Annotated in this window: 16 protein-coding genes; 7 read left to right on the top strand and 9 right to left on the bottom strand. The window is 37.8% G+C overall.

Translation table 11 applies throughout. The annotated features are described in order from the left end of the window. The first annotated feature begins 49 nt into the window (after window positions 1-49). A complete protein-coding gene (locus ABJQ32_00720) occupies window positions 50-337 on the top strand; it encodes a hypothetical protein (protein MEP5288136.1) in 288 nt (95 codons plus the stop codon). 2 nt (window positions 338-339) lie between these two features. Continuing rightward, window positions 340-1,305, top strand: a complete 966-nt coding sequence (locus ABJQ32_00715; GenBank protein MEP5288135.1) for a sodium-dependent bicarbonate transport family permease — start codon at window positions 340-342, stop codon at window positions 1,303-1,305. A 59-nt stretch (window positions 1,306-1,364) separates the two neighbouring features. Here ABJQ32_00715 and ABJQ32_00710 read toward each other — a convergent pair whose 3' ends face one another. Continuing rightward, the gene (locus ABJQ32_00710; protein ID MEP5288134.1) at window positions 1,365-1,865 is read right to left on the bottom strand and encodes a DUF427 domain-containing protein; all 501 of its coding nucleotides are present in this window, start codon (window positions 1,863-1,865) and stop codon (window positions 1,365-1,367) included. Window positions 1,866-1,944: 79 nt separating this feature from the next. On the opposite strand from ABJQ32_00710, the gene ABJQ32_00705 reads away from it, so the two are divergent. Beyond that, window positions 1,945-2,451: an exonuclease domain-containing protein gene (locus ABJQ32_00705; protein ID MEP5288133.1), complete on the top strand. Its 507-nt coding sequence runs from the start codon at window positions 1,945-1,947 to the stop codon at window positions 2,449-2,451. 1 nt (window position 2,452) lies between these two features. Here ABJQ32_00705 and ABJQ32_00700 read toward each other — a convergent pair whose 3' ends face one another. Next, window positions 2,453-3,400: a LysR substrate-binding domain-containing protein gene (locus ABJQ32_00700; protein MEP5288132.1), complete on the bottom strand. Its 948-nt coding sequence runs from the start codon at window positions 3,398-3,400 to the stop codon at window positions 2,453-2,455. A 92-nt stretch (window positions 3,401-3,492) separates the two neighbouring features. Further along, on the bottom strand, window positions 3,493-4,428 hold the full coding sequence (locus ABJQ32_00695) for an ABC transporter ATP-binding protein (protein ID MEP5288131.1): 936 nt from the start codon (window positions 4,426-4,428) through the stop codon (window positions 3,493-3,495). 68 nt (window positions 4,429-4,496) lie between these two features. Here ABJQ32_00695 and ABJQ32_00690 point away from each other — a divergent pair, with 68 nt between their 5' ends. After that, on the top strand, window positions 4,497-5,207 hold the full coding sequence (locus ABJQ32_00690; protein ID MEP5288130.1) for a flavodoxin family protein: 711 nt from the start codon (window positions 4,497-4,499) through the stop codon (window positions 5,205-5,207). Between the two features lie 101 nt (window positions 5,208-5,308). Further along, window positions 5,309-5,950 carry a hypothetical protein gene (locus ABJQ32_00685; protein MEP5288129.1) on the top strand — a complete coding sequence of 214 codons (642 nt, stop codon included), beginning with the start codon at window positions 5,309-5,311 and terminating at the stop codon, window positions 5,948-5,950. On the opposite strand, the gene trmB is transcribed toward ABJQ32_00685, so the two are convergent. Next, complete coding sequence (gene trmB, locus ABJQ32_00680) at window positions 5,947-6,606, bottom strand: tRNA (guanosine(46)-N7)-methyltransferase TrmB (GenBank protein MEP5288128.1); 660 nt, start codon at window positions 6,604-6,606, stop codon at window positions 5,947-5,949. The genes ABJQ32_00685 and trmB overlap by 4 nt on opposite strands. A gap of 32 nt (window positions 6,607-6,638) precedes the next feature. On the opposite strand from trmB, the gene ABJQ32_00675 reads away from it, so the two are divergent. Next, window positions 6,639-7,166, top strand: coding sequence for a hypothetical protein (locus ABJQ32_00675; protein MEP5288127.1), 528 nt, complete (start codon window positions 6,639-6,641; stop codon window positions 7,164-7,166). An 80-nt stretch (window positions 7,167-7,246) separates the two neighbouring features. Beyond that, window positions 7,247-7,996 (top strand): isocitrate lyase/phosphoenolpyruvate mutase family protein, encoded by a 750-nt coding sequence (locus ABJQ32_00670; protein MEP5288126.1) that lies wholly within the window; start codon window positions 7,247-7,249, stop codon window positions 7,994-7,996. 23 nt (window positions 7,997-8,019) lie between these two features. Here ABJQ32_00670 and ABJQ32_00665 read toward each other — a convergent pair whose 3' ends face one another. The 5 genes from ABJQ32_00665 to ABJQ32_00645 all read right to left on the bottom strand — a co-directional run bounded on the left by ABJQ32_00665 (window position 8,020) and on the right by ABJQ32_00645 (window position 12,472). After that, complete coding sequence (locus ABJQ32_00665; GenBank protein MEP5288125.1) at window positions 8,020-9,237, bottom strand: folylpolyglutamate synthase/dihydrofolate synthase family protein; 1,218 nt, start codon at window positions 9,235-9,237, stop codon at window positions 8,020-8,022. Continuing rightward, a complete protein-coding gene (locus ABJQ32_00660) occupies window positions 9,234-10,034 on the bottom strand; it encodes a hypothetical protein (GenBank protein MEP5288124.1) in 801 nt (266 codons plus the stop codon). Before ABJQ32_00660 ends, ABJQ32_00665 begins: the two co-directional genes overlap by 4 nt. Next, the gene (locus ABJQ32_00655; GenBank protein ID MEP5288123.1) at window positions 10,031-10,420 is read right to left on the bottom strand and encodes a biopolymer transporter ExbD; all 390 of its coding nucleotides are present in this window, start codon (window positions 10,418-10,420) and stop codon (window positions 10,031-10,033) included. Before ABJQ32_00655 ends, ABJQ32_00660 begins: the two co-directional genes overlap by 4 nt. Before the next feature lie 2 nt (window positions 10,421-10,422). Then, on the bottom strand, window positions 10,423-11,097 hold the full coding sequence (locus tag ABJQ32_00650; protein MEP5288122.1) for a MotA/TolQ/ExbB proton channel family protein: 675 nt from the start codon (window positions 11,095-11,097) through the stop codon (window positions 10,423-10,425). Window positions 11,098-11,173: 76 nt separating this feature from the next. Then, entirely contained in the window at window positions 11,174-12,472 is a 1,299-nt protein-coding gene (locus tag ABJQ32_00645; GenBank protein ID MEP5288121.1) for a hypothetical protein, read from the bottom strand. Window positions 12,473-12,485 lie beyond the last annotated feature (13 nt).

Here is a 12,485-nt window from a genome sequence, read left to right as displayed (position 1 = left end):
TTATGAATTATTCCATTCATATTTGCCTCGAAATCAAAAATAAAACAAGATGACAATTACCATGAACTCCATCTTCTCGCAGACAAATGCAGCCAAAACGCTACAAGAAAAATCAATGAATTTTCAGAATGAAGAGCTTCCTCTATCAGAAGTATTCAAGCAAGAACTTATGAAAAAGGGGGAGTATGATGAAAGCAAGATTCGATGGATTGATCACGAAACTGTTGAAGTAACGAATATTTCAGGTCTTGCAATCCACAGCTTTGCCTTGCGTGCAGAAGAGATGGGAAAAGACATTGAGTACAATAAACAGACAATCTTAAAGATTAAGAATTAAGTATGATTTTCAGTGGCCTAGCCGAAAACATTACGAATCCTGCTTTGCTCTTCTTCCTACTAGGGATCATAGCAGTTCAATTGAAAAGTGATTTACAAATACCAGAAAGCTCTTCGAAATTTATTTCGATCTACTTGCTGTTTTCCATTGGATTCAAAGGAGGACAAGAGCTTTCTCATAGCGCAATAAGTGGTGAGTTGATATGGAGCATTGTCGCAGGAGTCTTGTTGGCTGCTACTGTTCCATTACTTGCTTTTTTCATCCTAAAACGAAGGTTGAGTATTGAAAACTCTGGGGCCATAGCAGCAGCATATGGATCCGTAAGTGCAGTAACTTTTGTAACCGCCATTTCTTTCCTTGAGTTTCAGCAAGTAGAATTTGGAGGTCATATGATTGCTGTTATGGCTGTTATGGAAGCTCCTGCTATCGTTGTAGGTGTATTACTTATCAACCTTTACAACAAGACAGATAAGAATCGACCTTCCTGTAAGTCAGTCCTCTATCATTCTGTAACGAATGGCAGTGTTGTTCTAATTATGGGAAGTCTCATCATTGGGTTTCTAGCTAGTGATAAACAAGCGCAAGGTATTGAGCCTTTTACAACAGATATTTTTAAAGGGTTTCTGGCAGTGTTCCTTTTAGATATGGGTATCACAAGTGGAAAGCAACTCTCCGTTATGGTAAAAAAAGGATTATACCCCTTCCTGTTTTCAACATTGATGCCTTTTTTCAATGGCCTGGTAGCCCTCTTTATTAGTATGCAAATAACGGACTCTCCAGGAAATCAATTATTGTTTGCATTGCTTGGTGCAAGTGCTTCATACATCGCTGTTCCTGCAGCTATGAAAAACGCAGTGCCAAAGGCAAATCCGAGTTTATATCTACCAATGGCATTGGGTATTACATTTCCAATCAATGTAATCATCGGAATTCCTTTCTACTATCAAATCATTCAAAATGCTGGTTGAGGAGCCAGTTCAAGTTAGTTGAGTAAATGAGCCGCGCACAAATGTGTGCGGCTTTTTTCTTACCAACCCCAGCTTCCGGGTTCTCCCTTGAATGGTCCAACTATATTGGAGGTAATCCAGCCTCCATAAAAACCTCCTGGCTGTGGAAGTACTTTTTCATCGCCCACATAACACTCATCCATATATTGCGAATAGACACATACATGATCTTTAAGTTCATGATAGGGATTTGTAGGGTTTTCATACCCCCACGCACAATTCTCTACAATCTTGTCACCCGCCTTTATATCGTAATAATGTGCCATCCCCTTGAACTCGCAAAAAGAGCTTTTATTTTCATTTCTTAAGATTATATCAGTTTTAAAATCACTAATTGGCAAGTAGTAAGTAGGTGGATGACTTGTTTCGAGTATTCGGAACGAGCTATTGGTGTCTAAAATAATTTCCGAACTGCAAATGATTCGAATATGTTTTGTAACCTTTTGAAGCGCTGGTGGTCTCGGATAATCCCAAACAGATTCCTGACCTGGTAAGGACTTAATCTTCTTTATTTTATTCATCAATAGTCTAAGCGTTTTTTAACTTAAAAGTTTATTTTAAAATTCACTTATCGAGTTCAGATCCTATTTTAGCATTTCAATGAGTTTAGAATCCTTTTCAGCGTTAGATTTTGAGACAGCTACATGGAATCCAGCAAGTGTTTGTCAAGTTGGGATTGTTCGGGTTGAGAATGGAATTACAACCGAAGAAGTGAATCGCCTCATTCAACCTCCAAAAAATGAATACTTCTATAAGAACATTGAAGTGCATGGAATCAAACCAGAAGATACACTAAAGGCTCCCCTATTTGAAGAGGTGTGGTTTGATATCAAGCATTTGATCGAAGATGAGGTAGTTGTAGCTCACAACGCAAATTTTGATGTGAATTGTTTAAGAAATACGCTTGCATTCTACGACATTGCTCAACCTCACTTCGAAGTAAGGTGTACGCGTGTAATCTATCGTAGAGGGCTAGCCTACCTTTCCAAAAAATATAAAATTCCTTTACAGCATCATGATGCTTTAAGTGATGCTAATGCTTGTGCTCAATTGTACCTGAAACATTTGAAGAGACAGGCCCTTCCTAAGACAGGAAGCCTTTTCTGAACTACCAGTTACTATCTATTCCTGGATCAACAACTTCCCTATCATCCTTATGCTTCATAGATCGTGGGACATTTCGCTCGATAATGGTGCATAAAGCCTCAAACAAATGTTCTTGTCCCGAAGATTTTCTATTTATAAAACCAATTTCACGAATCTTTCCTTCAAGAATAACTAAACTCTTTTCCTGATCATTATCTAAACTTAAGGTGGTCAACTCTGGAAGTATTGTAATTCCACCAAAATGATCCACCATCCGGATTAAGGAATCTATATTGCTACAAAAATATTTTAAGCTTGTTTGTGTTTTTACATGCTTAAATGAGCAAATATCATTAACCTGATCTCGAAAGCAGTTTCCTTCTTCGAGTAGCCAAAGAGTTCCCAAATCTATGTTTGAAAGTTTGAGTGATTCCAAAGCCAAGACCTTATTACTTTCTTGATTTTGATAAAGAAAGAAAGATTCATAAAAAAGGGGTCTGACCTCTATGCCTTGCCTGGATATTGGTGTAGAAATAACTCCGCCATCGAGTTCGCCTAATCTGACTTTTTGTAAAATCTGTTCTGTCAAAAGCTCGTGTACTTCTATTGATACCTCTTGATATGTTTGATTGAAATCATCTAGAAATAGTGGAATCAGAAATGGTGATAATGTTGGAATTACTCCAATTTTCAACTTACCTGTATACTGTTGGCCTAGGCTCATAGCATAGTCTTTCAACTGTTTACTGGCTGAGACTATTTCGCCTGCTTTTAATAAAAATTTCAATCCCCGTTCAGTCGGTTCTACGTTTGTCCTAGACCTATCGAAAAGAGAGATGCCTATTTCGTTTTCAAGGTTTTTGATCTGTAAACTAAGTGCAGGTTGGGTGACATGCAAGGTCTTAGCAGCTTGTGTAAACGAGCCTAACTTTTCAAGTGCGAGTGCATATTCTAATTGCTGAAGATTCATAAGAATAACTTATAAAAAAAATTTGCCATAAATTTAACATATATCAATACGTGTGTCACAAATTTTATAATTGATTACCTCAGAGCTACAAATCACTGAATACTCAAGGATACATGTATATCATCACCGATCTCATACTTTCCTGGTAATGAAGATGTGAACACAATTTCATCTGCAACTTTGATAACTAATTCCTCGTGATTTCCTTTAAATTGAATATTAATTATTTGACCTTTTTTTCCATGATCATTGAGTTGAAATTGCTCAGGTCTTACAATTCTTTCATCTCCTTCTACCTCCAACCACCTCTTTGGATCGATCAATTGATAGTCTCCAAATAGTCCAGCTACATATTCGTTGGCTGGATGAAAATAGATCTCTTTTGGGTTACCTTGTTGAACAATCTCTCCTTCTTTCAAAACAAGAATTTCTTCAGACCAGGGAAGTAAGTCGGTTGACTCATGTGACACCATCAAAATGGTGGCCTTAATCTCTTCATCTATGTTATTAATGACACTCTTCATTTTATGCTTATGATGCGTATCTAGATTGGAAAAAGGCTCATCTAGAAGTAAAATCTCAGGTTCCTTCATCAAAACTTTAGCCAGTGCAATTCTTTGTCTCTCTCCCCCAGAGAGTGCCCGTGTATCCTTGTCAAGTAAATCTTCTATCCTGCAAAGTTCTGCCATGCGCGATACCTCTTCATCGGAATATGGATGCACTAATAAAAAATCTTCTACACTAATGAATTTTGGTAGTTCAAAAGACTGAGATAAGTAAGCCATTTTGGGATGTCCAGGAATGAGCCGATCTAGCTTTGGGTAAATATTTTCCTGACCCAGAAGTACCTCTCCTTCATTCGGTTTTTCCAACCCTGCAATGATCTTCAATAGTGTTGATTTTCCTGATCCAGTCTCGCCGGCAATACCTATCCTACTGCCTTCATCAACTTCTAAAAAAGAGCAATCAAAAGCATCTCTCTGCCCATCGAATGTCTTTCGAATATTATGTAATTTTAGTTTTGCCATTTACTCATCTATGAGATCGACCCAAATATAGGATGGTCAAAGGTGGCAGTAACATTAAATAAAGTATGATGAGTAAAACTGATTTCACTGACCTTTCTGCATTGTTTATCAATTGCACGCTTAAAAAATCTCCTAATCAGAGTCATACCCAAGGTTTGATAGATGTTTCTATTGATATCATGGAGAAAGAAGGTTTAGCTACTGAGAGTATTCGCTTTGTTGATTATGCGATTCCTTATGGAGTCCACCCAGATATGAAAGAACATGGGTATGGAGAAGATGATTGGCCAGAAATCTACGAAAAAGTAATGGCAGCTGATATTTTGGTCATTGGAACCCCAATCTGGCTGGGTGAAAAATCTTCTGTTTCGGTTAAGTTAATTGAACGTTTATATGGAATGAGCGGTAATCAAAATGATAAGGGACAATACATCTATTATGGCAAAGTAGGAGGATGTGTTGTTACGGGTAATGAAGATGGCATCAAGCATTGCGCTATGAGTATTCTATATGCAATACAACATCTAGGATACAGCATTCCACCTCAGGCAGATTGTGGATGGATCGGTGAAGCTGGTCCTGGACCTAGTTACATGGATAAAGAAGCCAATGCATTTGACAATGCTTTTACGAACAGGAATACCACTTTTATGACTTACAACTTGCTCCATCTTGCAAGGATGATGAAGGATAATGGAGGATATCCTAAGTATGGTAACTCCAGGAAAGATTGGGATGACGGGACGAGATGGAATTTTGAAAATCCTGAATATAGATAGTTAAGTTTTCATTTATAATTACTTATGCTTTTCATAATAAATATAAATGAAAATTTATGTATTGATTAGGGCATATTTGCTTCATTAAATGATATGCCAATATGGAAACCTTATTCGCAAGAGAACTTGAAATGTTTGAGCAAACAAATGCTTACCTGGATGATCACATAGCTATATGGATCGCTATTCCAATTGTAAGCAATTATAAAAATAGGATCCACCAACTAATTCCTACTTTGAAGGAGTCTCTTATTGGAAAGGATACTTCAAAGGTGCATATGGGACAAGCTATTTTGCATCTCAAGAAGCAGATAGCAGATAAAATGGATATCCTGGATGATACACTTGAAGCTTATGCCGATGATATTGGAAACGAAAAGCTTCGCCAACAAGCTGCAAATTATTATTCTGATTACTTCAGGTTACCCTATGACGATTTTGTTGATAAGGTCACCAAAATGATTGATCTCTTAGAAATACATGTGAACAATATGGGTGACTATGGATTGGTGCAAGATCAAATTGATGATGTTAAGCTTAACCTGGATGAGTATCAGCTAAGTCTAGGCAAATCTCAAACGTACGATATGGCCTCAAAAATCGCCAGACAAGATAAAGACAAGCTGATTGGTGAAGCTGAAGAATACGCTGATAAGCTAGATAAGGTCATGAAAAGATTCAAACGTTCAAATTTCACTTTCTACAATGGCTACCTGGCTGCAAGAACTATCGTTGAGTATTAGTCAGCGAACCTAAACTTCATGTACTTGATTTTTTCCCCTTTCTCTGTCCAGATGCGTTCGTATTTGGTTTTAATTCCGTGGTGTTCGTTCAGCATGGGTGAATCGTACAGGTCGAATGTGAATTCATGATCTTTGATATTGAAGTCGGCTAATACTTGTAATGTATATTCAAAAAGCTCTGTATTGTCCGTTTTGAATTTAAACCACCCATCTGCTTTAAGAATCTGGCGATACTTTTCTAAGAAATTCTTGTTGGACAGCCTATGCTTTTCATCACGTTCTTTTGGTCTTGGGTCTGGAAAAGTCAACCATATTTCATCTACCTCATTTTCATCAAAAGATTTCAAGATCTCAATGATATGTGTACGAAGAAATGCTACATTCTCCAGGTTATTCTCTTGAGCATACTGACTTCCTCTCCAAATACGATCACCCTTTATGTCAATTCCTATAAAGTTTTGACTAGTGTATTTTTCTGCTAATGAAATAGTGTACTCTCCCCACCCACAGGCAAGTTCTATTACGATTTCATTATTATTACTAAAGAATTCGCTCCAGTTTCCATGGATCGACTCAAAAAGATCTTTTCCTGGTTCTATGACATTTTTACTTGCCATATTTTCGGAAAACTTCGTTAACTTATTTTTTTTTGCCAATGTATTACCTGTTCAATCAAACACACAGAATAATGAAATCTAACATCCTTCTGCTACTACTCTGCTTATTTTCATTTGCTTCCTTCTCTCAAGAAAAAGAAGCTGAAATTGTTAAAGCTATTGATGACTTGACTCTCCGATGGGACAGTGAAGCCGTGAAGCTGCAAACTTATGAAGGCTTAGGGAGTTTTTGTGGTCAATCGGTATATAGAAAACAAATCATCGGCATGCTTGATGAAATTCACCATTACGATACTTTACTTTATGGGATAGTGACCAGGAAATTTACTAAGAATGGAGATAAAGAGGCCAAAGCAACGCTGGATGATATTGAGACTTTAGAAAGTGATTACACAACTAAGTCTTTTAGAAGGTTCATTCATCAGGAGTGTAATACGTATAATGACATAGAGAAGAATCTCGGTGCTGAAAAAGGATCAGAATACAAGGCAGAGGTAAAGGCTCTTGAAGATGAGCTTAAAAAGTATGTGAAGGAAATCACAAAGCAGATTGATGTTATTGATGAGCATGTACATCATTTACATTTAGGCGAGGATTAGATTAATTAAAAATATACTCGTTCATTTTTCGGTTGCCGCAATTCTAAATTAGTTGGTCATTTGCATCAAAAACACAAGTGATGCAAAAATTCTTAGATCTACATAAAAAAGAAGAGCCCTTAATTTTAGGAAACGTGTGGGACGTTTCTAGTGCGATACATTATGAGAAAATGAACTTCAATGCAGTTGGGACATCTAGTGCTGCGATTGCTCATACGCTAGGTTATGAAGATGGTCAAAACATGCCCTTCGACTTTTACTTGCAAATAGTCCAAAGAATAATAAGTTCAATTAAAATCCCGTTGAGTGTAGATCTTGAATTTGGATATGGGAATACTCCTAGTGAGATTATTGATAATATCATCAAATTAGATAAGCTAGGTGTCCAAGGCATCAACTTGGAAGATTCTAAGATTGTGAATGGAGAAAGAGTACTTGAGAATGTGAAAATATTTCAAGAAAAAATAGCTGAAATATCAGCCACTCTCAAAGAGAGAGGCATAAACATTTTCATCAATTTAAGATCAGACGCTTTTTTGGTGACAAATGCAAGTCCATTGAATGAGTCACTCAATAGAATAGAAGCGTATAAAAACTATGTTGATGGCATCTTTCTTCCAGGTATTACAGAAATTAGTGATATCGAGTCTATTACCACGAATTGTGATCTCCCTTTGAATGTCATGTGTTTCCCAAATCTTCCTGATTTTGAAACATTAGCTAGAGCAGGCGTGAAACGAATAAGTATGGGGAATTTCTTACATCAAAGATTGATGAATCAAATGGAAAAGATTACTCAAACAGTATTGGAACAAAATTCATTTAGTTAGACCTTCGAAAAAATGATCTAACATCAGATTGATTCAACCTCAGCAACAACGAAAGTACTCCCAGTGATTAAGATAATATCATCAGGGTGCGCCTTTTCTTTTGCACTTGTTATCGCTTCGTTTACATTTTTAAAGCACTCCCCTTCTATACCATTCATTATTCCTTGAATCGCTAATTCTTCGACCGGGAGCGCTCTCGGAACTGAAGATTGCGTCCAATATTTCTTAGAGTCTTTGGGGAAAATATGAAAAATAGAAGATAGATCCTTATCCTTCACAGTTCCGATGATCAGGTGTAATGCGCCTTTACAAAGAGACTTTACTTGCTGCAGTAGGATACTCAATCCTTCCGCATTATGACTTACGTCTGCAATAACCAATGGTTCTTGACTTAGAATCTGAAACCTACCTTTTAGACCTGTCAAGGAATTAAGGTTATTCAATCCTTCATTTATATCAGTTTGAGAAATCTTCCAACCTCGATTCTTCAGTTCATCAATGACTGCCTCAATACCTGGAACATTCTTTACTAAGTAGTCTGGGACTAACGATTGAGCTCTCCAATTTGCAGAATCAGCATAAACCAAATTTGTGTGTCGCACTTCAGCAAACTCTTCAAAAACTGACTGAGTCTCAGATGTCTTTTCCCCTATAATTACAGGTACATTTGGTTTGATAATACCTGCTTTCTCACGAGCAATTTCCTCCAATGTATTACCAAGCATATCCATGTGGTCATATCCAATATTGGTTATCAAACTTACTTCTGGTGTTATCACATTGGTACTATCCAACCTTCCTCCAAGACCTGTCTCAATGATCGCGATATCAACACTACTGTATTTGAAATAGTCAAACGCCATTGCTACTGTTATCTCAAAAAAAGAAGGTTCTATTTCTGCAACCGCTGGTTTTATTCGTTCAACAAAATCAACTACGAAGTTTTGAGGAACTTCACTTCCATCAATTTTAATTCTTTCAGTGAAGTTCTTTAAATGTGGCGAGGTGTAAAGCCCTGTTTTATAGCCTGCTGTTTGCATAATAGCTGCTATTCCATGAGCCGAAGTTCCTTTGCCATTTGTACCTGCAATATGGACACTCTTAAAACTTAAATGAGGGTTATCAAGAACATCAAGAAGCTTAATCGTATTCGTCAGATCTTTCTTATAAGCTTTTTTTCCATCACGCTGATACATTGGAAGTCGAGTAAAAAGGTACTCGAGCGTTTCTTCGTATGTCATCTGGATTTTATGATGAAAGTAATCGTTCCAGTAGAAACATTGGCTGTTTTATAGTCGGCTGTTTTGCTGAATGTAAGCTTTTCCACAGCTTGTCGATACTTACGCTCCACAGAAGGTGAAACGGTAGAAGTTACGGTTTCTATTTTGACTAAATATCCATCTTGGTCTACTACAATTTTGTAAACAATTTTTCCCGACTGATCTGATTGATCATCAGGTTTGGGCTTAAAATCCCAAACCCATCCAGAGAGAGCGAGGTTAGCTCCTTCAGATTCTCCAGTATTTGTTCCTTGGCTCCCGTAGATAGCTCTTTCATCTAATTCATTCTCTTCTTCACCATCTGAAGTATTCTCAGTTGTCTCTTCTGAGTCATTATCAGAGGGCTTCATTACAGCTCTTGAATCAACCTCTGGTTGCTCCTCTGCTGGTTTGGTTTCTTGAGGTTTAACTTCTTCTACTTTTACAGGGCTTTCTACTTGTGATTCTACAGCTGGTTCTTGAGCTTCGCTGTTATCTGTAGTTTCCCTGACCTCTTCCGTTTCAGCTGAAGTTTCCTCGATAGCTTCTTCCTCTATGTCTTCTACTTCCGGAGCTTGTGGTGATGGAGATGATGCGGCGGGAGCTCCCGCAGATGTTGTAAAACCTAGTTCAATGCCATACTCAGGAATGGGTGGGAATGGCTCTCTCCAGGCCACTATAAAATAAAAGAGAACAAGTAACACCAGTTGGATGCCTACTGAAGTAAGCCAGCCAACTCGTCTATTGCGCTCATCTTTCTTTTCACGTTCCTCCATCATTCGGGTTTTGTAGCAATGGAAACTTTTGCTTTTAACGCGGTAGCAATACCGGCTACTTCCACTAACCTTTCTACAGGAACAGCTGCATCACAATGCAAAACGACAATGCCTTCTTTCCCTGACAAATTACTCCTTAATACGGATTCTAACGAAGAACGATTCACTCGCTGGTTATTCACGAAGTAGGTTAAATTTTTGGTAATGGTAACACTAACCTTCTGCATCACTATCTCAGAGGATCTAGAAGAAGGCAGGTTCACCGGTAAACCTGAAGGAGTAATAAATGAGGCTGTCAACATGAAAAAGATCAATAGAAGGAATATGATATCCGTCATTGATGACATGCTAAAACTTGCACTCACCTTATGTTTTGACTTCAAATCCATGTTTATTTCTTTGGTTCTTGTAACAGGTCAATGAAATCAATCACATTGAACTCCATCGTATGTATCACTTTCGCTACTTTGGAAACGAGGTAATTGTAACCCAAGTATGCAAGTATGCCAACAAACAAACCAGCTGCTGTTGTAATCATGGCTTCATAAATACCCGAAGACAATAATTTTGGGCTTACAGCACCTTCTTCTTGTGCTATAGCAATAAAGGCTTGAATCATTCCTGTAACGGTACCTAAGAATCCTATCATTGGCGCTGCTCCTGAGATAGTAGCCAATAAATTCAAGTTTTTTTCAAGTCGATAGATTTCTAGCTTTCCTACATTTTCGATACTAACTTCAATGTTCTTCAGTGGATTACCAATCCTACTAATTCCCTTTTCTATCATACGAGCAACAGGGGTATCAGTCTTGCCACAAAGTACTTGAGCACCACCTATATCTCCTGAAATAACCAATGATCTTATTTGATCCTTAAAGGACTCGGGAGTTTTTGCTGCAGCCCCTAAGGTCCTTGTTCTTTCTACGAAAATATAGATAGCTACCATCCAAAGCAACAGGATGGGAATCATCATATATCCTCCATTAGTCAGGAGTTCTAATAATGAAATTGATTCTTCTGATTCTAAACCCTCTACTATAGGATCTTGCATAACACTAATAAGCATATGTTCTTTTTATCATGAGTTAAAGGATGGAACACCACCCAAAAAGACTGAACGTAATAACTAAAGGATTAGTGTTTTAGTATTTTAATATCCAAATATCATCACCAAACTCACCTTTAAATCCCTCAACTGCACCTTGTGCTTCTGTCAAAGACCCATATCCTCTAATCGCTACCCTATGTGTAATCGCCTTGCCAAATGGAGGAATTATCGAAGGGCTTCTTCCTACGTTTGATAGCTCAGTAGCATAATCAGTCGCCATATCTTCATCAACAAAACTTCCAATTACAATAAAGTAATTACCCGTCCTATTAGTAAGTGCATTTATGGTTCCAGGATTAGCAGCCACAGGTTCTGGTTTCTGTACCGCAGGCTTTTGTGCTGGTGTAGTTTTAGGTTGATTATTCTCAGGTTTTGTTGTTGATTCTGTCTCTTCGGTAGTTGTCTCTTCATCTTCATTCGCTACAGGTTTCTTTTCTACTGGTTTCTTAGCAACCGGCTTTTCAACTTTCTTCTCAGCAACAGACTTATCCTCACCTCCACCCAATGGTGACATAACATAGAAAATAGCACCTAGAGCTGCGAAAATCAAAATACCTATGATTACTACTTTGGCAAATTTACCTTTGCTTTGAGAGGTAGGCTCTTCACTATCAGACTGGTATGCAGGCACATCAGACACATTACTCTCTTCTGTTTCCATCAGTTCTTTTTCAAACTGAGCAAATTCATCTTCATCTAGTACATCGCTATCAAATACCGAATCGGGTATCTCTTCTCCATCATCATCTGCTTCTGAAGCTTCAAAGTCATCAAATGATTCTTCTTCGTAGAAATCTTCCATGGTATCATCGGAAAGATCCTCTTCGTCAGGAAGAGCATCTCCTTCTGAAAGGTTTTCTTCATCAAGTGATGCTTTTATTTCTTCATCTGAAACTTGTTCAGGTATTTCTTCATCATCCATGGAGATATCATCATCCATAGAAAAATCATCATCCATAGAGATGTCGTCATCCATAGAGATATCGTCATCCATAGAGATATCGTCATCCATGGATATATCATCGTCCATAGAAATATCATCATCTGTAGACATATCATCATCCATGGAAAAGTCATCGTCCATAGAGATATCATCATCCATTGATTCGCTCTCAAATATGGAATCATCTTCTGCTACCACATTCTCTTCTTGCACAGGTTCTTCTGTAGCAGGCTTCTCTTCTGCCGTTGGTGTTGGTGTTGCTTCCTCTACATCATCAGAGTCATCATCTAATGCTTCGTAATCTAACTCCGGTAAACCGAAATCTTCATCATCACCGAAGAAGTCATCTTGATCTTGCTGATCCTTATCCTTGTTGTCGTCTGTAGCCATAGTATATATTTTG

The sequence above is a fragment of the Marinobacter alexandrii genome (assembly GCA_039984955.1).
GTDB lineage: Bacteria > Bacteroidota > Bacteroidia > Cytophagales > Cyclobacteriaceae > Ekhidna.
The sequence above is the reverse complement of the archived record's forward strand: the minus strand, read 5'-3'. Positions and strand labels throughout refer to the sequence as shown.